The sequence below is a fragment of the Collinsella aerofaciens genome, from assembly GCF_041537385.1.
Taxonomy (GTDB): Bacteria; Actinomycetota; Coriobacteriia; order Coriobacteriales; family Coriobacteriaceae; genus Collinsella; species Collinsella aerofaciens_BV.
Window position 1 is genome coordinate 579,183 of sequence record NZ_JBGORS010000001.1, and the last position, 20,910, is coordinate 600,092.

The 20,910-nt window shown below is 59.9% G+C and carries 19 protein-coding genes; all 19 read right to left on the reverse strand.

Features of this window, described 5'->3' with window-relative positions:
• Positions 1–39: 39 nt before the first annotated feature.
• Entirely contained in the window at positions 40–327 is a 288-nt protein-coding gene (locus ACEG18_RS02630) for a YggT family protein (protein WP_040358293.1), read from the reverse strand.
• Positions 328–342: 15 nt separating this feature from the next.
• Complete coding sequence (locus ACEG18_RS02635; RefSeq protein WP_022094497.1) at positions 343–1,065, reverse strand: cell division protein SepF; 723 nt, start codon at positions 1,063–1,065, stop codon at positions 343–345.
• A gap of 60 nt (positions 1,066–1,125) precedes the next feature.
• Complete coding sequence (locus tag ACEG18_RS02640; protein WP_372541140.1) at positions 1,126–1,863, reverse strand: YggS family pyridoxal phosphate-dependent enzyme; 738 nt, start codon at positions 1,861–1,863, stop codon at positions 1,126–1,128.
• Positions 1,864–1,982: 119 nt separating this feature from the next.
• Positions 1,983–2,840, reverse strand: coding sequence for a phosphate signaling complex PhoU family protein (locus tag ACEG18_RS02645; protein ID WP_372541141.1), 858 nt, complete (start codon positions 2,838–2,840; stop codon positions 1,983–1,985).
• A gap of 92 nt (positions 2,841–2,932) precedes the next feature.
• Entirely contained in the window at positions 2,933–3,736 is an 804-nt protein-coding gene (pstB, locus tag ACEG18_RS02650; protein WP_089571588.1) for a phosphate ABC transporter ATP-binding protein PstB, read from the reverse strand.
• A 12-nt stretch (positions 3,737–3,748) separates the two neighbouring features.
• On the reverse strand, positions 3,749–4,654 hold the full coding sequence (gene pstA, locus ACEG18_RS02655) for a phosphate ABC transporter permease PstA (RefSeq protein ID WP_006234250.1): 906 nt from the start codon (positions 4,652–4,654) through the stop codon (positions 3,749–3,751).
• 3 nt (positions 4,655–4,657) lie between these two features.
• The gene (pstC, locus tag ACEG18_RS02660) at positions 4,658–5,584 is read right to left on the reverse strand and encodes a phosphate ABC transporter permease subunit PstC (RefSeq protein WP_372541142.1); all 927 of its coding nucleotides are present in this window, start codon (positions 5,582–5,584) and stop codon (positions 4,658–4,660) included.
• A 1-nt stretch (position 5,585) separates the two neighbouring features.
• A complete protein-coding gene (locus tag ACEG18_RS02665) occupies positions 5,586–6,422 on the reverse strand; it encodes a phosphate ABC transporter substrate-binding protein (protein ID WP_372541143.1) in 837 nt (278 codons plus the stop codon).
• Positions 6,419–7,219: a purine nucleoside phosphorylase YfiH/LACC1 family protein gene (locus tag ACEG18_RS02670; RefSeq protein ID WP_372541144.1), complete on the reverse strand. Its 801-nt coding sequence runs from the start codon at positions 7,217–7,219 to the stop codon at positions 6,419–6,421. Before ACEG18_RS02670 ends, ACEG18_RS02665 begins: the two co-directional genes overlap by 4 nt.
• 210 nt (positions 7,220–7,429) lie before the next feature.
• Positions 7,430–8,584, reverse strand: coding sequence for a cell division protein FtsZ (gene ftsZ / locus ACEG18_RS02675; protein ID WP_055251674.1), 1,155 nt, complete (start codon positions 8,582–8,584; stop codon positions 7,430–7,432).
• Between the two features lie 199 nt (positions 8,585–8,783).
• Positions 8,784–9,779 (reverse strand): cell division protein FtsQ/DivIB, encoded by a 996-nt coding sequence (locus tag ACEG18_RS02680; protein ID WP_372541145.1) that lies wholly within the window; start codon positions 9,777–9,779, stop codon positions 8,784–8,786.
• 217 nt (positions 9,780–9,996) lie between these two features.
• Entirely contained in the window at positions 9,997–10,908 is a 912-nt protein-coding gene (gene murB / locus ACEG18_RS02685; RefSeq protein WP_372541146.1) for a UDP-N-acetylmuramate dehydrogenase, read from the reverse strand.
• A 5-nt stretch (positions 10,909–10,913) separates the two neighbouring features.
• The gene (murC, locus tag ACEG18_RS02690) at positions 10,914–12,332 is read right to left on the reverse strand and encodes a UDP-N-acetylmuramate--L-alanine ligase (RefSeq protein ID WP_099431529.1); all 1,419 of its coding nucleotides are present in this window, start codon (positions 12,330–12,332) and stop codon (positions 10,914–10,916) included.
• A gap of 97 nt (positions 12,333–12,429) precedes the next feature.
• A complete protein-coding gene (murG, locus tag ACEG18_RS02695) occupies positions 12,430–13,545 on the reverse strand; it encodes an undecaprenyldiphospho-muramoylpentapeptide beta-N-acetylglucosaminyltransferase (RefSeq protein WP_372541147.1) in 1,116 nt (371 codons plus the stop codon).
• The gene (ftsW, locus tag ACEG18_RS02700; RefSeq protein WP_372541148.1) at positions 13,535–15,028 is read right to left on the reverse strand and encodes a putative lipid II flippase FtsW; all 1,494 of its coding nucleotides are present in this window, start codon (positions 15,026–15,028) and stop codon (positions 13,535–13,537) included. Before ftsW ends, murG begins: the two co-directional genes overlap by 11 nt.
• 36 nt (positions 15,029–15,064) lie before the next feature.
• Positions 15,065–16,471 carry a UDP-N-acetylmuramoyl-L-alanine--D-glutamate ligase gene (murD, locus tag ACEG18_RS02705; RefSeq protein WP_372541149.1) on the reverse strand — a complete coding sequence of 469 codons (1,407 nt, stop codon included), beginning with the start codon at positions 16,469–16,471 and terminating at the stop codon, positions 15,065–15,067.
• Between the two features lie 9 nt (positions 16,472–16,480).
• Complete coding sequence (gene mraY, locus ACEG18_RS02710; RefSeq protein WP_089571579.1) at positions 16,481–17,500, reverse strand: phospho-N-acetylmuramoyl-pentapeptide-transferase; 1,020 nt, start codon at positions 17,498–17,500, stop codon at positions 16,481–16,483.
• 3 nt (positions 17,501–17,503) lie between these two features.
• The gene (locus ACEG18_RS02715) at positions 17,504–18,928 is read right to left on the reverse strand and encodes a UDP-N-acetylmuramoyl-tripeptide--D-alanyl-D-alanine ligase (protein WP_089571578.1); all 1,425 of its coding nucleotides are present in this window, start codon (positions 18,926–18,928) and stop codon (positions 17,504–17,506) included.
• Positions 18,929–19,056: 128 nt separating this feature from the next.
• Positions 19,057–20,679, reverse strand: a complete 1,623-nt coding sequence (locus ACEG18_RS02720) for a peptidoglycan D,D-transpeptidase FtsI family protein (protein WP_372541150.1) — start codon at positions 20,677–20,679, stop codon at positions 19,057–19,059.
• Between the last annotated feature and the right edge of the window lie 231 nt (positions 20,680–20,910).

Sequence of the window (20,910 nt, forward strand, 5' to 3'; positions counted from 1 at the left end):
CTCGGCGCTACACGCCCGACGTAAGTTACTAAGTCAGTTCTACACGAGTATACCTATAAGAAGCTGCAGAACCAGCCTCTGCACCAACTGCAACGCAATAATCGCAACGACCGGCGAAAAATCGATACCGCCCATCGGCGGGATGAAACGACGGAACAGGTTGAGCCACGGACCGCACACGCTATCAAGCACCGCGGCAATATCCTGAAGCAAACCACCCTGCTTCATGGGAATCCACGTCATAAAGCAGTAGACGACAATGAGCGTGGAATAGAAGTTGAACAGTGTGTTGACCAGCTGGACGATAGTGTAGATGTTGATGGGAATCTCCTCGTCTTGTCTTTACTTAAGGTAGCCGTCGGCACGAAGCTTCTTGAGATCGGAATCTTTGACCTCGCAGCCGGCGGGCAGCACCATGAACACGCGGTCGCCCACCTCCTTGACCGTGGCACCCAGACCGCAGGCAAAGCCGTAAGAGAAGTCCAAGACGCGCTTGGCAACTTCGGTGCGTACGCCCACGAAAATCAGTGCGACAGGCTGCTTGGTGCGAACGCGGCGCACCACGGTCTCCACGTCGTCATAGCTCTCGGGGCGCAGGACATAAGCCGGCAGCTGCGGCGTGGCGTTGATGATGTTGCTCGCATAGGCCGAGGCATCGCTCGGTGCAGGCGCGGGCGCAGCGGCGGCACGGGCGCGGGTGTTCTCGGCGTAGCTCGACGGCGTGTCATAGGCACCAGGACGATAACCGCTCGCAACACTGTCCTGCGAGCGCGAAGGCGGGTTATACGTCGTGGCATGGCGGGAGTCATCGCCGACCAGCTGACCGGAGCGCGTATACACGGCAACCGACTCAGCTTCACCACGGCGCGTCTGACCAAGCAGGCCGTTGCTCGGCTCGTCTTGGGTGTAGAAGCCCTCGCCCGAAGCACCGCTGTAGCCGTTGCCCTGATAACCATCGTCATAGCCGTCATCGTAGCCGTAGTCGTCGTCCTGGCCATAACCCTGGTCGTAACCCTGCTGGCCGCCCAGGTGCATCTTATTTTTAATCTCGTCAAGGAAGCCCATGGTTGTGTCCTCTCGCGGTTTAGTGCAGGCGCCCCGATAATCAGTGCGCACTTCAGAGCCTTATTTTACTGCAAACTCCGGGCTAAATACTACCCTGCCCAGGCGAACGAGCGTAGAGCCCTCCTCAAGGGCAGGCTCAAAGTCCTCGCTCATGCCGCAGGAAAGCTCAGGCAGGTTCAAATCGGGATGTGCCGTCTCCAGCTCATCCCTCAGCTCACGAAGCCCCGCAAAGGTGCGGCGTGCCACATCCTTATTCCCCCGGGGCGCCATAGTCATAAGCCCCTGCACGCAAATTCCCTCAAGCTCCGCAAGCTCACCCGCGGCGGCGCGAATCTCATCGGGCGAAAAGCCTCCCTTCGACTCCTCACCACTCACATTGACCTCGATGAGCACACGCTGGGGGCCGGCGAGCTCGCCTGCCTCAATCTTGCGGACAGCACGGCTCGAGATCGCCTGCGCCAGATGCAGCGAACCCACCGAGTGAATCAGCTCGGCTGAGCCCAGCACCGCATTGATCTTATTGGTCTGCAGGTTGCCGATCATATCGAAGCGCACCTCGGGCAGCTCCGGATGCTCCGCCAGACCCGTGAGCTTGCGAACCAGCTCCTGCGGGCGGTTCTCGGCAAAATGGCGATACCCCGCCTGGATGGCAGCAACGGTCTCATCGACACCAACGGTCTTGGACACGGCAATGAGGCGCGCGGCGTCGTGGGGGCGGCCCGCGCTATCGAGCGCCGCATAAAAACGTTCCAGAATCTGCTCGCGGCGAGCGCGCATCAAGTCCAAATAGTTATCCATTGCTAATCGCCTCCGCTGACAGCCAAACAAGTAGTCCCATGCTAACGCAAGAGCGCGGCCCCGCATGTGCAAGGCCGCGCTCACTTAGGTATTTACAATCTTTCGACGAACGGGGCTACTTACTCCTCGTCGTCCTCGCCATCATCCTCGTCCTCAAGATGATCGAGCAGGTAGCGAAGACCCTCGCTGACCTCGTTAACGGGCACCTTGGCAACGTAGCGCGCGTCGACGGCGGGCCTCATGATAACGCCCTCGCCCGAAGGCACGCGCATGCTCTCGAGCTCATCCTCGTCCACACGGGCGATATCGCCGGCGTTCATACGCTGACCAGTCAACAGGAAGGTCAGACGGCAAGCGGCATCGATGGAAATCGAAGCGATGCGATCGAGGTAGCGCGAAACCATGATAGCGCGGCGCAGGTCGTCATAGTTGCTGTCGTCGTCCATAAAGTCGCCCGTATCCATACGGTTAAAGGTGCGGAAGAACTTCTCGTAGGCGGCGTGCACTGGCTCGTCCTCGACGGCCAGGTTGCAGATGATGGACATATCATTGGTGACGAGTGCAGAAAGCGAAGAGCCCAGCACCTGGTAGACGGCCTCAGCCTCGGCCTTGACCGTGCCGACAAGCTCCTTGGGCAGCGAGATGTCGGCCTTGATCATATGACGCGTGGCACGGCAGATCTGACGGACCTTATCGGTCATGCGCTGCAGGTTAAAGTCGACGTAGATGATCGTCTGAAGCAGGCGGAAGTCGGAGGCGACCGGTGACTGCGTGGCGATCAGGTTGTAGCAGACGGCCTCCAGGTTGGCGCAGCGCGCGTCAATCGAAAGCGTTCGTTTCTTGGTCTTGGTGGCGAGCTTGCGGTCGTCGGTCACATGGGCCTTCACGGCATCGTGGAGAGCCAGATCGACGGCCTCATAGATGCTCAGCATCTCGTGACGGGCCTCGATGAGCTGACGGGAAAACAGTTTGCGCATGGTTCACTCCAATCAGTTGGGTGCGGTCATGCCGCCCGCACAGTGAATACGCACCGGACCAGGTCCGATCGGCTTGGGACTAGTCGCACCGATCAGCCAAAGCGGCCGGTGATATAGTCTTCCGTCCGCGAGTCCACCGGGCTGGTGAAGATCGCGTCGGTTTGACCATACTCGATGAGCGTGGCGGGCTCGCCGGCAACTTCCTGCAAGAAGAATGCGGTGTAGTCGCTGATACGAGCCGCCTGCTGCATTGAATGCGTGACGATGATGATCGTCATCTCGGGCGCCAGCTCGGCCATCAGATCCTCGACCTTAGAGACGGATGTGGGATCGATGGCGGAGCAGGGCTCGTCCATCAGGAGGACATCGGGTTGCACCGCAAGCACGCGCGCGATGCACAGACGCTGCTGCTGACCGCCCGAGAGCGCCAAACCATCCTTGTTGAGCTGATTGGATACCTCTTTCCAGAGGTTGGCGCGCTTGAGCGATTCTTCCACGATGTCATCGAGGTCGCTTTTGCTAGTCACGCCCTGCAGACGAGGGCCAAAGGCGACATTCTCGTAGATGGATTTGGGAAACGGGTTGGGCTGCTGAAAGATCATGCCCACGCGACGACGGAGGTCGACCGGGTCGACGCCCTCGGCATAGATATCATTGCCGTCGAGCGTCATGGTGCCCTCGACGCGCGTACCCTCGATCAGATCATTCATGCGGTTGATGCAGCGCAAAAACGTCGACTTGCCGCAGCCCGAAGGGCCAATGAAGGAGGTGATGGCGTTTTTGGCGATGTTGAGGTCAAGCCCTGTCAGCGCATGAAAGTCACCGTACCAAAAGTTGAAATCCTTGGCCGTAATGGCCGCTTGCTCCAGCGTGGGAGCGGACTGATAAACGGACATGGGACTCCTTAACTAGCGACGCTTGCGCGACAGGAAGCGCGCAAACAGGTTGAAGGCCAGAATGATCACCATCAGCAAGAGCGCGGTGCCGTAGGCTGCGTTCATGTTGATGCCGTCGTTTGCAAGCAGGTACAGGTGAACCGTCATGGGACGGCCGGAATCGAGCGGCGAAATAGGTAGATTGATGGCTTGGCCCATGGTGTAGAGCACCACCGCGGTCTCGCCAATGGCACGGCCGATGGCGAGGACGATGCCCGTGGCAATACGGCCAAAGGCAGAAGGAAGCACGATCTTGGAAACGACCTGCCACTTGGTGGCGCCCAGGCCGTACGCGCCCCAACGGATATAGCGCGGAACGGCGCGAATGGCCTCTTCGGTGGTGCGCATGACGATGGGAAGCATCAAGAGCGCGAGTGCCAGAGCGGCAGAGACCATCGAAAGGCCCAGGCCCATGGCCTCGACAAACAAGGCGTAGCCAAACAGGCCCATAACGATAGAGGGCACCGAGGCCAAAGCGTCAGCAGCGTAGCGAATGAGCTCGACGACCTTGCCCTGCTTGGCGTACTCGGCCAGATAGACGGCTGCCAGCACAGCAATCGGCGTGCAGATAAGCATGGCGAGCGCCGTCACATAGACGGTCGAGACGATCGTGGGCCAAATTCCGCCCTCGGCGTTGACGCCCTGGGGCCAACCGAAGATAAAGTCGAGCGAGATATGCGGCAGACCGTTAATGACCACGTAGGCGATGATAGCAACCAGCACCAGTGTGGTGATGTATGCCGCGGCACGAAACACGCCAAGCATGATCTTGTTGGACAGGTCCTTGTTGATGCGGCCCTTCTTGCCGTGGGAAAGGGCACGCTTGATGCGCTCGCGCGACGAGGTCGTATCGACCGTCGTGTCAACGGAATCGGACATAGCCTACCCCCTCTTCTTCTTGGAAATCAGACGGACGACGCCCACCAGCGTGGCGGAGATGATAAACAGGACCACGCCCATGCCGAACAGCGCCGAGCGGTGCAGACCCGAGGAATAGCTCATGTCGAGCGCGATCTGGCTCGTGAGCGTCGAGATGGGGCTCGCAATGCTGTCGGGAATAACCGGGGCGTTACCCACGACCATGAGCACGGCCATGGTCTCGCCGATGGCACGGCCCATACCCAGCACGATCGCATCCACGATACCCAGCTTGGCGGCAGGTAGCACGACCTTATAGATGGTCTGCCACTTAGTAGCACCCATGGCATACGATGCCTCGCGAATACCCATGGGAATAGAATTGAGGGCATCGATGGTGAGCGTGGTGATGGTAGGGACGATCATGATGGCAAGCACGAACCACGCCGTCAGCGCACCAAAACCAAGACCACCGGTCAGTTGCGCGATAAACGGACGGATGATGATCATGCCGAAGAAGCCGTAGATGATGGAAGGGATGCCCGCCAGCAGGTCGACGGCAGGGCTGATGAGCTTGCGCACGCGCTTGCTGGCAATCTCGACCAGATACACAGCCGTGCCCACACCCAGGGGCACACCCATGGCAAGGGCACCGACGGTCACCAGACCCGATCCGGCCAGCAGCGACATGATGCCGTAGTGGCCCTCGGAGGGCGCCCACGTAAAGCTAAAGAAGTCCGCCAGACCGATGTCGGTAAAGACGGGCAGCGCCGAGTACGTGGTAAAGACAAAAATCAGGATGACGGTGACGACTGCCAAGAACGCGCAGGCAAAGAAGATCCACTGCAGCGCCTTCTCCTTGATATAGGTGCTGCGCGAAACGAGCGCCAGCTCGCGCTTCTTGGGCGTCTGAACATTCTGCCCAGTCTGGGAGTTTTCCTGTGCTTCCATGCTACTCACTCCCCTTCTCGTCGTTGGTGACGGGGATAAAGCCCGCCTCGCGAATCTGCTTGTCCATCTTCTCGGACGTCACGTAGTCGATGTAATCCTGCGCTTGCTGCGAAGGCGTCCCCTTCACAAAGAAGTAAAGGTCACGCGAGATGGGATAGCCGCCACTCGCGACTGTCTTCTCGGACGCCTCGACATGATTGACCGAGACGGCCTTGACCGAAGTCTTTGCATTGAGGCTCTCGACGAAGCCCAGCGAAATGTAGCCGATGGCACCGCGCGAACGAGATACCACGTCGCGCACCTGGCCCGTGCCCGAAAGAACGGCGGACCGGCGATCGAACGGGGTGCCGTCCATCACGATGGTGCGGAAGGCCTCACGCGTGCCAGACGCCTCGTCTCGGTTGATGACCTGAATCTTCAGGTCCTCGCCACCGACCTCTTTCCAGTTAGTAATCTTGCCGGCATAGATATCGCGGAGCTGCTCGGTCGAGAGGTTATCGACGGGGTTGCCTTCGTTCACGATGACCGCGATACCGTCGTGGGCAATGACGATGGGAGTCAGGCCCAGATCCTGTTCGTCGGCACTGAGTCCACGGGAGGAGCTGGCGATATCGGCCGTGCCAGCGCTGACGGCTTCGATGCCAGCGGAAGAACCCAAACCGGAAACGAGCACGTCGATGCCGGTCTCCTCCTTAAAGCCCTCTGCCGCAATCTCGGCGATAGGAAGGCAGGTCGTGGAGCCGGCCACGGTAATGGAAGAGGTAGAAGATCCCGAAGAACAGGCGCACAGCGTAAGCGTAAGCACAGCGGCGCTCAGGACCGATACGATCTTTCTCATAGCATCACGCCGATCGCAGCATGGCGCCCACAGGTGCCGCTCTCGTTACGGTAGGAATAAAAGCGGTCGTTCTGACGCACAGTCGAAAGCTGGGTATCCACGATATTATCCGCATCCACACCGGCATCTACCAGCGCCTCACAAATGGCAGCGGAAAGATCGAGCATGCGAGAGATACTCGCATCGATGCAAGAGAACTCGGCGGCAAAGCGATCCATGAGCTCCTGGGATACCTCATATTCATCAGCCAAGATATGGGGGCCGATATAGGCGGAAACGTCGCTCGCATCGCAGCCGGCAGCATCGCAAAGCGCCTGGCACGCCTTGGCAGAAATACGTGCAATCGTGCCCTTCCAACCGGAGTGCACCACGGCAAATCCACCGGGGGCCACCAGCACCACGGGAACGCAGTCGGCAAAGCAGAGCAGCACGGGCACGTCATGGGCCGTACAGACGATGGCATCGCAGCCCTCGGCAATCTGCTCGCGAACAGCCTCAAGATCGTCGGCGCCGTTCGAAGTCACCGTAACGATATGGTCACCATGTACCTGATTGGGCACGAGCAGATTATGCTCGCACTCAGTGGCGCCCATAGCTTCGAGCGCTCGACGACGATTCTCTTGAACAGCAAAGGGGTCATCGCCTACATGCGAGCCCAGGTTGAGCGAGGAGTACGCATCTTCAGAAACGCCACCGGTGCGCTCGGTAAAGGCAAAGCGGACATCGGATGTCGCGCCCTCCACCAACGTAACTCCATCATGGTCGACACGCGAAACGTTGTCCGCACGTGCTGCCATACTAAAGCCTCCTAATAACACAAGTACCGCGGCGTCGCCGCGCAGTCCGCGTTTATACGGCTGTCATACTTCCCTAAAAGGATACCCGCAGCGGTAGGGACCAAACGTAAAGGGAACGTAAGGAGATTGGAGGCTTTCGTTTACAAACGAGAAACAAAACGGGGTGCATCCAAATGGACACACCCCGTGCAGGTCGTTGAGAAAAACGAACTAGAAGCTACCGCGCTTCAGGAAGTCGGGAAGCTCGAACTGGTCGTTGCCAAAGTTGGGCAGCTCGGTACCACCGACGTTGCGGGTCGGAGCGGCCTGAGCCGGGCTGGCAGCCGGAGCGGTGCGCTGCGGCTCAGCGGAGGCAGCGGCCTTGCTCTGAGACTGCTGAGCAGCAAAGAGCTCGTCCTGACGGTTGACGTTGGAATCGGAGAAGCCCGTAGCGATGACGGTGATACGCACCTGATCACCCAGGGACTCGTCGACAACGGTACCGAAGATGATGTTCGCCTCGGGGTCGACGGCGTTGGCGACAACGTCGGCGGCGTCGCTGATCTCCTGGATGCCCAGGTCCTTGGAACCAGCGATGGAGAGCAGCACGCGCGTGGCACCATCGATGGAGCTCTCGAGCAGCGGGCTGGAGATGGCCTGCTGGGCAGCGTCGACGGCACGAGTATCCCCAGAAGAGGTACCGATACCCATCATGGCGGTACCGGCCTGCTTCATGATGGTCTTAACATCGGCGAAGTCCAGGTTGATGATACCGGGGACGGTGATGAGGTCGGTAATGCCCTGGGTGCCCTGGGAAAGGACGCCATCGGCAATCGCGAAGGCCTCGAGCATGGTGGTCTTCTTCTCGGCGATGTCGAGCAGCTTATCGTTAGGGATGACGATCATGGTGTCGACGCAATCGGAGAGGGTCTTGATGCCCTCCTCGGCGCTCTTCTTGCGCTTGCGGCCCTCGAAGGTGAAGGGCTTGGTCACGACGGCGACGGTCAGTGCGCCGACCTCGTTCATCGCGATATCGGCAACGATGGGAGCAGCGCCGGTACCGGTGCCACCGCCCTCACCGCAGGTGATAAACACCATGTCGGCGCCAGCGAGCGCCTCGGCAATGTCGTCGCGGGACTCATCGGCAGCCTTGCGGCCAACCTCGGGGTTGGCGCCGGCGCCCAGGCCGCGGGTAAGGTCGGTGCCGATGTGCACCTTGATATCGGCATCAGAGATCGCGAGCGCCTGAGCATCGGTGTTGATGGCAACAAACTCGACGCCGCGGATGCCCTCTTCGATCATTCGATTGACCGCGTTGGTACCGCCGCCGCCGACGCCGACCACCTTAATGACGGCAAGGTAGTTGTTGATCTCTGTCTCGTGCATGTCGGTCCTCCGAACAAAGGTTATAGCCATAGCATGGGTCGACCCCTGCGCACATTAACCTTCAGGTTGAAAGTAAATGCAAAGGTAAACCGTATTATGTTTGCACATTATGAACGTATCAGTCAAATAATTGACCGTGAAAACCAAACAAACCAGATAAACGGCGTGGTATGGCCCCTCAACAAAGCATCAACCAGCGCTACGAGGTCGGAGCATTCCTAAATGTGTAGTTGCCCGGAGAGCGCACATTGATATACGTTACGCCCTCTACCTGCGAAAGCAACTTAGTGACTACGCGTTCCTTCTTGGCGATATCGTCCGAATCGCCCAGCGACACCTCAATGCCGTTATTGAGGTTTGCCGAGATGGCTTCGACCGAAGGCGTGGAAATATCCTTAACTTGTCCCAAGAACTCGCTCGAAAAACCACGCACATAATCCAGGCCGGCCTTAACAGCTTTGGAGTTCACCGCCTGGCCGGAAACCGGAGCGACATCCGCCGAGACATCAGTCAACAACACCGCGCCATAATGCTTGGCGAGCGCCAGCGCGGCATCGATTCCGGTCAAGGTATTTGAGCCCTGCCCTGTCGTGATGACGTTGCCCTGGTCGTCCACTTCGACCGACGTCGACAGCGGGGCGATCCAGGTGTCATCGTCTCCGATAGCCCAGGCAAGGTCGTCGGAGCTGATATAGGCAATTGCGATGACCTTGCGCTCCATGGGCGTAATGATGAGCGTATGCGGGAACTGACGCTGGACATCCACGCCCGAGACCCACGGGTTCTGCTTGAGGTCCTCGGTAATCTGGTCGGGATCGACATTAAAAAGCGACGTTCCCTCGGGCAAATCGATCAGCTGGATAGCATCGTGCTTCGTCACATGCTCGCTGCCTTGAATCTGAATATCAGTGGCGGTAAACAATCCAGAGTTGATCACCACGACGGCAACGACGACGAGCACGGCCAAGACGGCCAGAACGCCGCCCACGATTTTGCCTTTGCCTGTAACGACAGAAGCGGCGTCTGATGTTTTATTTGCCATCGCCCCAAGTGAAGACAACGGGTTGACGCCTTTTTTACCCGAAGGCTTCTTGGCGGTAGCCGGCACCGATGTCAGCGAGCGCGGTTTCGATGCGCCCAGCGTGCGACCCGGACGCGCCGCCTTAGTTCCCGTCGAGGGCTTAGGAGTTGCCATGGGACGGGCAGGCTTGGCGCCCATAACAGGCTTTGACGTCACCGAGGGACGCAAGGACTTTTTTGCGGCCGGACGATTACCGAGCTGAGAGCCGACGACCGGACGACCGGCCTGTCGAGCATGCCCGACAGACTTAGAGTGCGCGACGGTATTGCGTTGAGGTTTGGCAGGCGCGCCGGAACGCCCTCCGGCGCGGCGGAAGGTGGGTTTCGATGCTCTAGAAGCCGAGGAATTTAACTTCCGGTCTGAGCTCGATGCCATACGCCTCCCTCACCTTTCCGTGCACATGTCTGATAACCGCGGCAACGTCATCGGCCGAGGCAGTTCCGTTATTAACGATAAAATTAGCGTGAACGGGCGAAACTTCCGCGCCGCCAATCGAAAAACCCTTTAATCCACAATCCTCGATAAGCTTGCCCACACTCGCATCGGGCGGGTTGCGAAAGACCGACCCGCAGGATGCGCGACCCATGGGCTGCGTACGCTTGCGCCTCGTCAGGTACCGTTCCATGCGCTCGCGAATGTCGGCCTTGGGCGCCGGCTTAAGCTTGAGCACGCACTCGAGGATGATCTCATTGCGCGGAAGGCTACATTCGCGGTAGCCCCAAGTGATCTCGGACCCCGCATAATGCTTGATACCGGATGCCGGGTCAAACATTACAACATCCTCAACCAACGAGCCAATCCACTCGGTCCGTGTGCCGGCATTCATAGATATCGCACCGCCGACCGAACCAGGGATGCCAACGGCAAATTCAAGGCCCGAGAGGCTACGCGACAGGGCATCGTTGACCAGGCGCGCAAACATCACGCCCGCACCGACCGTCAGCGTACAACCGTCATCGGCAACAACCGTGCGCTGAAACTCACGTCCGAGCGAAATGACGGCACCGCGATAACCGCCATCGGCAACCAGCAGATTGGAGCCCTTGCCGATGATGACCCACGGCACCTGCTCGCGATCGAGCACCGCCACGGCGCGGCGGAGGGCATGATAGCTATGGCACGTCACGAAGAGGTCGGCCTTGCCGCCGATACGATAGCTCGTATGACGCGCAAGGCGCTCGTCCTCGATCACATCCGTGTCGATCATGCCCGAGAGCGCCATGACGGCGTTAAACAGACCCATTAGACTTAAGCGTCTTTCTTGGCAGTCAGATACTCAATGAACTCGGGACCGACGGTCGTAACGTCACCGGCACCCATGGTGAGCAGCAGGTCGCCCTCGCCCACCATCTGCTCGAGCTCCTGATTGAGCTCAAGACGGCTGGAGCAGTACACGACCTCCTTGCCAGGATGCTTGGCGCGCACGGTATCGGCGAGCATCTTAGAGGTGACACCCGGAATGGGCATCTCGCCAGCCGAGAACACATCAATCAGCAGCAGCTTATCGGCATTGGCAAATGCATCGGCAAAGTCGTCGCACAGGGCCTGCAGGCGCGAATAGCGGTGCGGCTGGAACACGACGTCGACGTGCTTGTAGCCCAGCGACGAAGCGGCAGCAAGCGTCGCCTTGATCTCGGTGGGGTGATGGCCGTAATCATCGACCACGGTGATGCCATCGATATCGCCCACGTGGGTAAAGCGACGGCGGACGCCTTCAAAGCTCGAGAGCGCCTTGGCGGCGGCGTCGATGTCAAGGCCCAGGACATGGGCGACGGTGAGCACAGCCGTGGCGTTGAGCATGTTGTGGCGACCGGGGTTGCTCTTGATCTCCACAGCGTGCTCAGTGCCGTCCTCAAAGCGAACGATAAAGTCACTCTGGATGCCCTTGACATCCGGGTGCACGCAGACGATGTCGTTGCTCTCGGCAAAGCCGTAGGAAAGCACGTGACGGCCCGTCGACTTGGCGAGCTCGACCAGATGCGGGTCCTCGCCGCAGACGATGACGGTACCGTCCTCGCCCACCAGGCTCATGAATTTGGCGAAAGTTGCCTCGATCTCCTCGATACCCGAATAGTGATCGAGGTGGTCGGCCTCGACGTTGGTCACAATGACCACGTTGGGGTTCAGGAACAGGAAGGAGCTGTCGGACTCGTCGGCCTCGGCGACAAAGTAGTCGCCCGAGCCGTTCTTGCCGTTCGTGTCATAGCCCTCGACGATGCCGCCGATCAAGAAGCTCGGATCCAGACCCATGCGGTCGAGCATGGTGGCGCACATCGAAGACGTGGTGGTCTTGCCATGCGTGCCGGCAACGGCGACGGTAGTGTAGCCGTGGCCCAAAGCAGAGAGCATCTTAGCACGGGGCCACACGGGAATGCCCAGCTCGCGAGCGCGCACGAGCTCAGGGTTGGACTCCGGAATAGCGGTGGAGACAACAACCACGTCGGGCTTGACCTCGTCGATCGTAGCTGCCTCATGGCCCACGTGCACCTTCACACCAGCGCGGGTAAGCTGGCGGATATACCGTGACGTCTTAAGGTCGGAGCCGGTAACGGCATAACCGCGCTCGTGCAGAACGAGGGCGATGCCGCTCATGCCGGCGCCGCCGATACCGATAAAGTGGGCGCTCTTAAACTCGGGCGCGGAGGTTGCAGTCTGGGAATCAGCCATGTGCTCGTGTACTCCTTGCGTAAACACTGCCTGTAACCCGTTAACTGTACCGCACCTACCGCATCAGCGCGAGGGCGACCGACGATATCCCGTCTAACTAACGCAAACCCTCTACCGCATCGGCCAGAAGAGCGGCGGCCCTATCCTGAGCCAGACCACGCGCCGCCTGACGCATGGCGTCGCGCGCCGCCGCGTCATCGACCAGGTGCAGCAGCTCATCGGCAAAGGCAGAACCGTCGATATCGGCATCGGCGCAGAGCACGCCGGCCCCGGCGTCGACCAGATAACGGGCATTGGTGGTTTGGTGGTCGGCCGTCGCATGCGGATACGGCACGAGCACCGAGGGCACGGCGAGCGCAGCGATCTCGGCCACGCTCGATGCGCCCGAACGCGAGAGCACCAAATCGGCAGCAGCCAGCATATCGCCCATGTTGTCGATGTAAGGCTGGACGCGATAACGCTTCGCCTCCTCGGGCGTCAGCGCCAAAGCGCGCTCGGTCTCCTCAAAGCCGTCGGCACCCGTCGAATGCAACACATAGAGGTTCTTGCGCGAAAGCAGCTCGTTTTTGAGCGAAGCCACGCGCTCGTTGAGGTGCTGGGCGCCAAGTGAACCGCCAAAGACGAGCAGCAGCGTAGCGTCCTCGGGAACGCCAAGTGCCTTGCGGCCGCGAGCGCGATCGCCCTCGATCACCGAGCGACGTACGGGGTTGCCGGTCATGAGCACGTGGTCAGGGTCACCTTCGCGCTCAAAGACCGCGCGCGCTGCCGGCACCGAGATGCACACGCGGGCGGCGTGGGAGTTCATCATCTTGTTGGCCAGGCCCGGAACAGAGTTCTGTTCATGCAGCAGATACGGAACGCCCGCGCCCTTGCACCACCCCAGCAGCGGAACCTCGACATAGGCACCAAAACCGATGGCGGCATCGGGCTTGCCGACCTTTGAGAAATGACTGGCGAGCGCACGCTTGGCCTTGTTGACACGCCACAGCGAGGTCAGCGCCGTCCAAGGACGGGAGCGGTCGAAGCCCGTGACCGTAATGGGCACAAAATCAAACCCAGCCTCGGGGACCAGACGACCCTCGAGCTTGCGCGACTGGCCCACGAACACAACGTGGTGGCCACGGTCACGCAGCTCTTCGGCCAAGGCAAGCGCGGGGTTGATATGTCCCGCCGTGCCGCCGGCTGCAATAGCAACGGTCATCTTATCGGTCATGGTAGTCCCTTCGTACACGCGGTCCCTGGTCGTCGGTGCGCAGACGTGCCGACGGGTCCGAGTTCAAATCGATTCGATTATATCCGCCGCCCGCGCTGCGAGGGCTGGGGCGCTGCGGACGACCTTGCGGAGCCGTTCGCGGGCGTGGACGGGCTGCCGGCTCGGTCGCAGAGCCATCCAGAACGGTAAAGCCGTTACGCGAAGATCGCTCGCCGCGCACGTGGGGCACGCCGGCGGTACTCTCATCCATAACGGCAAAGCTCTCGCGGCGACGGTCGTACTCATCGCGACGGGCGCTCTCGTACGAAACGCGCAGGATCAGACCGGCAAGCATAAGCGACACAATAATCGACGAACCGCCGTAGCTAATAAACGGCAACGGTTTGCCCGTCATGGGAAACACGTTGAGGATGCCCAGCGCATTGATCAAAAACTGCACCGCGAGAATGACCGCAGAGCCAGACGCCATGAGCGCGCCCCGACGATCGGTCGCCTGCTCGGCAATGCGAAACGCCGAGTAGATCAGCATCGCAAACACCAAGAAGAACAGCACGGTTCCGACAAAACCGACTTCCTCGCCAATGATGGCCAGGATGTAGTCATTGTGCGCCTCGGGAAGATACGAGTACTTCATGGTTGAGTTGCCGATGCCACGGCCGAACAGACCGCCCGAGGCAAAGGCCATGATGGCAAGCGTGGCCTGATAGCCGTCACCATACTCGTCGGCCCAAGGGTTCAAGGCAACCTGAATACGCACCATACGGTACGGCTCTGCGACAAGCGCAATCACGATCACGAGAATGCCGAAGATTATCACGCCGATGATAAATCTGGGGTCGAGACCCGCAAACAACGCCATGCACATGAGGGTCAACAGGATGATCAGGACGGTACCGAAATCGGGCTGGATAAAGATCAGAAAGAGCGAAATTCCCAGGTAGATGCCCATCTTGCGAAGGAATTCGTTGATGTTGCCACCGGGCGAAAAGAAGCGATCAAGCATGATGGCCGAATACGCAATGGCAAATGGCTTTAAAAACTCGGAAGGCTGGAACTGAATGCCGGCGATGTTGAGCCAGCGCGTGGCGCCACGGCTGCCGCTGCCCACCAAGAACACCAGAAACAGTAGCCCTATCATGCCTATGAGGAAGATCCTGAGCACATCCTCCCCAAACCAGCTGTCCGGCAAAACGCGCACGATGGCAATCAGCGCCAGAACACCAACCACGGCAAACGCGGCCTGTCGACCCAGGAAAAACGTCGCCGAGCCATTCTCGTGCAGCGCCTCGACCGAAGACGCCGAGTACACCATCAGCAGACCAAAGCACACCAAAGTAAACAGGCAGGCCATAAATATCAGACGGGGGCGCATGATACGGGCGGGAACGCCGGCAATATAGCGTTCGCTAAACGTCTGCCCGCCGCGGCCGGAACGCGGTGTGCTGCGCTGCGAGGAAGCACGGTCCGAGTCGGGCCTCCTCATACCTTGTCGGGGGCTCTCCTCTCTCACCGGCAACCCCTATTCCATTTGCGATTTCGCCGCAGCGGCAAGCTGGGCCACATAGTCCTTAAACACGCGGCCGCGCTCCTCATAGCCCGAGAACTCATCGAACGAAGAGCAGGCAGGAGAAAGTAAGATCACGTCACCACGGCTCGACAGCGAACGGGCGACGTCCACGGCGTCGCGTAGGTCATCCGCCTGGGCGATATCCACATCGCCATCGACATCGGCCTCGTCCATAGCGACGGTGAAGCGCTCGCGCGCATCGCCAAAGCAGACGACCGAGCGCACGTTATCCATAACAACGCGCGCGAAGTCCGTGAGCGGCGTGCCCTTATCGTGGCCGCCGAGCAGCAGGATCACGTCGTCATCGGGAAATGCCGTCAGTGCCTTCTCGACCGCATCGGTGTTGGTCGCCTTGGAATCGTTGACGTAGCGCACGCCGTCAATCTCGCCACACGGCTCCACGCGGTGTTCGAGCGGCTGGAACGAGGCCAGACCGCGGCAGACACCATCGACATCGGCACCGACTGCCAGGGCAGCTGTGGCAGCGCACAGGGCATTGATAACATTATGATGGCCCGAGATCTTGAGCTCGGATGTAGCGATGAGCGGGGTCTCGACGCCTTTCAGACGCACGATCATCTTGCCATCGCGTACAAAGGCGGCATCCTCACCCTCAGGCTCGTCAAAGGCAACCTTGCAGATGCGACGACCCGGCGTGTAGATGTACTCATCGAACTCGTGAATGCCGGCGTCTTCGACGTCGACAACCACCAGATCGTCATCGACCATATTGTCAAACAGTTTGATCTTGGCAAGCGCATAGTTCTTATGGCTCTTATGCCAGCCCAAGTGGTCGGGAGTGATGTTGAGCAGTACCGCAACGCGAGGGTGGAGCTCGGTGGTCGTAGCAATCTGATAGCTCGAGAGCTCAGCCACAAACCACTCGTTGTGGGCTCGGCCGTCAATCTCGTTGATAGGCGGCTCGCCGATGTTGCCGACAGCTACACTGGCCTCGCCGGAAGCCTTGAGCAGATAATCAGTCAGCGACGTGGTGGTCGTCTTGCCGTTGGTGCCCGTGATGGCAATCCAGTTATCGGGCGACAGGCGATAGGCAAACTCTGGCTCACCCATAATCTGGGCGGCATGCTCGCGCCCGGCCTTAAAGAAGCCCGAGAACTCCGAGATGCCCGGGCATGTCACGCATACGTCATAGGCGCCCTCGACCTGTTCGGTCCCATAGACAAACGACGCACCAGCAGCCTCGAGCGCACGCGTGGCATCATTGGGCTCAGAGGTACCGCCGCCATACACGGTAACGGCGCTTACGCGCTCGGGATGTGCCAGCGCCCAGCGGGCGACATCGAGACCGGATTTGCCCTGACCCAAAACGAGCAGGCTAAAGACATCAGCAAGAGGCATGAAAGACCACTATCCCAACTGGAAGAACAGAGCAAGGCCAACGGCACCAAATGCCGCAGCGATAATCCAAAAACGGATGACGACCTTGGTCTCGGCCCAACCCTTCTTTTCGAAATGATGATGGATGGGCGCCATAAGGAAGACGCGCTTGTGCGTAAAGTGGAAGTAGACAACCTGAATCATGACCGACAGGGTCTCAACGATAAACAGGCCGCCGATGATGAGGGAGACGACCTCGGTGTTAGTCATGATGGACGTACAGGCAAACGCGGCGCCCAGAGCAAGCGAGCCGGTATCACCCATAAAGATGCTCGCCGGATAGCAGTTGAACCACAGAAAGCCCAAGCAGGCACCGGCACACGCGGTGCAGAAGATGGACAGGTTCACGTCTCCGTGCAAAAACGCCATGGCAGCCATGGCGAGCATGGCGATCATGGAGGTGCCGCCAGCAAGACCGTCAAGGCCATCGGTCAGGTTCACGGCATTAGAAAGACCGGCAATCATCAGCCAACAAAAGACAATATAGAGCCACGGGAACGAATAGCCGCAGATGGTGGTCGAAAGCACGCCAAGGTCGATCGTCAACCCACCGGGAAAACGAATCTCGGGGGCGACGCCGCACCAGTTGACGGCAAGTACCGTAAAGGTGACACAGATAATGGTTAGGCCGATCATCTTGGCATGAGGCGTCAGACCGAGCGAGCGCCCATGCGTAACGGAGGTCAGGTCGTCGATCAGGCCCAGCACGCCGGTCGCCAGCGTGGCGAGCAGTACGAGTACGAGCTCGGTGGTGAGCTTGCCCATCAGCAGGCAGGTCAGCGAGATCGCGACGAGGATGACAACGCCACCCATGGTGGGGGTTCCCTGCTTAACCAAATGACGCTTGGGGCCGTCGGCACGAACCTGCTGGCCGATACCCTCGACCTTAAGCAGCTTGATCCACCACGGCATGAGCAGCAGCGCAATGGCGGCGGCGATGCCAAGCCCCAAAAAAGCCTGATACGTTGGATACGAGGGATTGCCGAACATGGGCTAGCACACACCTTCCACAAAGCGGTCGAGCTCAACAAAGCGGGAACCCTTGACCAGTACAACATCATGTTTTTCAAGCGCGCCGCCCATGCGGTCGAGCACCTGCTGATAATCGGAGAACACCTGGATGCGGTCCTCGTCCATGCCCATCATGCGTGCGGCATCGGCCATAAGCTGGGCCAGCTCACCACCCACGCACGCCAGCATGTCGAGCTTCTTGGCGGCGGCATAGGCGCCCACGAGCTCATGCATGCGAGGAGCCTCATCGCCCATCTCGCCCATCTCGCCCAGGATCGCCATGCGAGACCCCGTACACGAAAGCGAGCACAGCAGATCGAGGCCAGCAGCCATGGATTCGGCACTGGCGTTATATGAGTCATCGATGACGCGTGCACCGCTCTTGGCGCGCTTGATCTCCTGGCGGTGTCCGGTGATCGTGAGACCCCTAAAGGCAGCATCGATCTGCTCGGGCGTCACGCCCAGGCGATAGGCAACCGCGGCGGCCTTAACGGCATTAGGAACGGACTGCACGCCGGGGATGGCAAGCATGGTATCGATTGTCTCGCCCTGACCAAAATCGAGCGTAAAGACCGGACGGCCCTCGTCATCAACGCGAACGTCGCGGGCGCGGACCTCATCATCGTCAGAGACACCGGCCAGCATCACGTCGATACCAGCAGGCTGGGCGAACGTATCGCGAATGAACGGCGTAAAATCGTCCTCGCCGCCCAAAACCAGCAGCGGCAAATAGTCGCCGGCGGCGCACATGCCCTGAACGATCTCGGCCTTAGCGCGGGCGATGTTCTCGCGGCTGCCCAAAATGCCGATATGAGAGGTGCCGATCTTGCTCACGATGGCAAGGTTGGGATTGGCAGACAGAGACAGGCGCTCGATCTCGTGGAAATGGTTCATGCCCATCTCGAGCACCAGGACCTCGGTATCGGCCGGAGCGGAAAGCACCGTGAGCGGCATGCCGATCAGGTTATTGAAATTGCCCTTTGTGGCCCAGACACGATAGCGCTTGGCGAGCACAGCGGCGAGCACGTCCTTGGTCGTCGTCTTGCCGATGGAACCGGTAATGCCAACGACCAGGCAGCCAAGCTCCAGGCGATACGCGTGCGCCAAACGCAGCAGAAACTCCTCGGGATCATCGGTCAGCAAGATGGCACAGCCCTTGTCCTGCGCCAGCGAGACCAGCTCGGCCTCGGGCTCACGCGTCATCACGACGGCGCCGGCACCCGACTGGACGGCACGGGAAGCAAAATCATTGCCGTCGACGTTTTCACCGGGAAAGGCGACGAAAATCGTCCCTTCCTCGACCTGGCGCGAGTCGATAACGCACCCGCGGCATACCCGATCGACTTCTCCCGTCACGGTTCGGGCCCCTGTTGCGGCCGCGAGGTTGTTGACGGCGATCTCTATCATTGCAGCTCCCCTGTAAACCAAAATAATGCTATCGGCGTATTGTATCCCAGCGCCGCGCATGCGTGGTGCAGGGCATGTGAACACCCCTCATATGGGACAACAAACCACGCCCCAAAGATTGTAACCCCCTACTTCGTGTGCGGGATACCCAGCACGTCGAGCGCGTTGGCCATAATGGACTGGAACGGCACCGCAGCGGCATCTGAGCCGCTCGGCGTTCCGTCGAGCGTGATATAGCACAGCACCTTGGGCGATTGTGCCGGTGCAAAGCCCATAAAGGACGACATGTAGTTCTCCTTGAGGTAGCCGCCGTTCTCGTCGGCACGTTCGGCCGTACCGGTCTTACCCGCCACGTCATAGCCGTCAACCGCGCCGCCAACGCCCGTTCCCTCCGACACGACCGTCTGCATGCACGATGTCACCTGGGATGCGGCGTCCTCCGAAATCGCGCGCTCGCCTTCGCCCCAGTCCTTCTCGTCGCCTTTGCTGGACTTATAGAAGTGCGGGGTCATCATCACACCGCCGTTGGCGATGCCGCCCACGGCACGTGCGATCTCAATCGGCGAGACAGACAACGCCTGTCCAAAGCTCATCGATCCCAGCGTGGCGCCGTCATACTGGTCACGCTCCTTGACGATGCCCAGGCTCTCGCCCGGAAAATCGACACCCGAGCTGTGACCGATGCCCCACTTGTCCACATAGGCGGCAAAGTCGTCGGCACCGATCTTGCGCCCCACCAGGACAAAACCCACGTTGGACGAACGACGCATCATCTCGCGCACATCCATGGTCATGGCATAGTCGCGCTTGTCGGCATCGGTGACGGTATCGTCGCCCACCTTGATGCTCGCCGGCACTTCAAACGACGTACTCGATCGCACGACGCCCAAGTCGAAGCCAGCGCCCGCCACGAGCGTCTTAAAGACCGAGCCGGGCTCGTAGGCGTCGGTGACCAGGCGCAGGTTCATATCCTCGGTCTTGGCGTTCTCCAGATCGGTCTGGTCGTAGGTCGGGTACGAGCAGGCGGCGAGAATTTCACCGGTCGTGGGGTCGGTGACCAAAGCCGAGCCGTTCTTGGCCTTTGTCTTCTCGACAGCCTCTGCCAGGGCATCCTCGGCCGCTCGCTGGATATTGACGTCGAGCGTCGTCACGATGTCAACGCCGTCGACCGCAGCCACCTTTTTATAGGCACCGCCCGCGATATAGCTGCCGTCCCTCGCGCGCTCGCGCACGAGAGAACCGTTCGTGCCGGTCAGAAGCTTGTTGTATTGCTTTTCGAGACCAGTCAAGCCGTCGTTGTCTACATTCGCTACACCCAGCACCTGCGATGCCAGATTGCCGTATGGATATACGCGCTTCATGGCCTGCTCAAAAAGCACGCCGGGCAGGTTCTTCTTCTCCAGCGCCGCAGCATCGTCTTCGTCCACCTGGCGCTTGATATACACCCAGGTTCCATCGGACTCAACGAGCTTGCGGCAGGTCTTTTTATCGATTCCAGTTGCCTTGACCAGCGCCGACACCGTCTTGTCAACATCCTCGACAAGTTGCGGGTTCACGGCGATGTTGCGACATTCGACCGACGACGCCAGCACGTTACCGTTGCGGTCGTAGATGGTGCCGCGTTTGGCATAGAGGGTCTGCGCAAGCAGGCGGCGCGCATCGGCACGCTCACGCAGTTTATCGGCTTCGACAATTTGATAGTCGGCAAGGCGAAAGACGCCCAAGCCCAAGCCAAGCCCAATGAAGCCCATGACGGCCTTGCGGCGAGGCAGAGGCGTGCCTGTGAGCCATTCGGTCGATGAACTCTTGCGAGACCTGGTGTTATGCACTTGAGGGCCGCCCGAGCCGCGAAGTCGCGACGCCGGGTCGTTGCCACGGGACTGCCCGGCGTTGTAAGATTGCCGACCCGTTCCTTGATAACCAGAACGTCCCCGCGACGAGGGACGTCCAGAACCGCGGCCCCCATCGGAACCGCGGCGATA

Bases quoted from the DNA above. Each gene is read 5' to 3' on its own strand.
- ACEG18_RS02680 (WP_372541145.1), bottom strand. From the start codon at position 9,779: ATGGCAACTCCTAAGCCCTCGACGGGAACTAAGGCGGCGCGTCCGGGT.
- ftsW (WP_372541148.1), bottom strand. From the start codon at position 15,028: ATGAGGAGGCCCGACTCGGACCGTGCTTCCTCGCAGCGCAGCACACCG.
- pstB (WP_089571588.1), bottom strand. From the start codon at position 3,736: ATGTCCGTTTATCAGTCCGCTCCCACGCTGGAGCAAGCGGCCATTACG.
- ACEG18_RS02665 (WP_372541143.1), bottom strand. From the start codon at position 6,422: ATGAGAAAGATCGTATCGGTCCTGAGCGCCGCTGTGCTTACGCTTACG.
- ACEG18_RS02645 (WP_372541141.1), bottom strand. From the start codon at position 2,840: ATGCGCAAACTGTTTTCCCGTCAGCTCATCGAGGCCCGTCACGAGATG.
- ftsZ (WP_055251674.1), bottom strand. From the start codon at position 8,584: ATGCACGAGACAGAGATCAACAACTACCTTGCCGTCATTAAGGTGGTC.
- murB (WP_372541146.1), bottom strand. From the start codon at position 10,908: ATGGGTCTGTTTAACGCCGTCATGGCGCTCTCGGGCATGATCGACACG.
- ACEG18_RS02670 (WP_372541144.1), bottom strand. From the start codon at position 7,219: ATGGCAGCACGTGCGGACAACGTTTCGCGTGTCGACCATGATGGAGTT.
- murC (WP_099431529.1), bottom strand. From the start codon at position 12,332: ATGGCTGATTCCCAGACTGCAACCTCCGCGCCCGAGTTTAAGAGCGCC.
- ACEG18_RS02720 (WP_372541150.1), bottom strand. From the start codon at position 20,679: ATGGGCTTCATTGGGCTTGGCTTGGGCTTGGGCGTCTTTCGCCTTGCC.
- ACEG18_RS02715 (WP_089571578.1), bottom strand. From the start codon at position 18,928: ATGATAGAGATCGCCGTCAACAACCTCGCGGCCGCAACAGGGGCCCGA.
- ACEG18_RS02635 (WP_022094497.1), bottom strand. From the start codon at position 1,065: ATGGGCTTCCTTGACGAGATTAAAAATAAGATGCACCTGGGCGGCCAG.
- mraY (WP_089571579.1), bottom strand. From the start codon at position 17,500: ATGTTCGGCAATCCCTCGTATCCAACGTATCAGGCTTTTTTGGGGCTT.
- pstA (WP_006234250.1), bottom strand. From the start codon at position 4,654: ATGTCCGATTCCGTTGACACGACGGTCGATACGACCTCGTCGCGCGAG.
- murD (WP_372541149.1), bottom strand. From the start codon at position 16,471: ATGCCTCTTGCTGATGTCTTTAGCCTGCTCGTTTTGGGTCAGGGCAAA.
- ACEG18_RS02640 (WP_372541140.1), bottom strand. From the start codon at position 1,863: ATGGATAACTATTTGGACTTGATGCGCGCTCGCCGCGAGCAGATTCTG.
- pstC (WP_372541142.1), bottom strand. From the start codon at position 5,584: ATGGAAGCACAGGAAAACTCCCAGACTGGGCAGAATGTTCAGACGCCC.
- murG (WP_372541147.1), bottom strand. From the start codon at position 13,545: ATGACCGATAAGATGACCGTTGCTATTGCAGCCGGCGGCACGGCGGGA.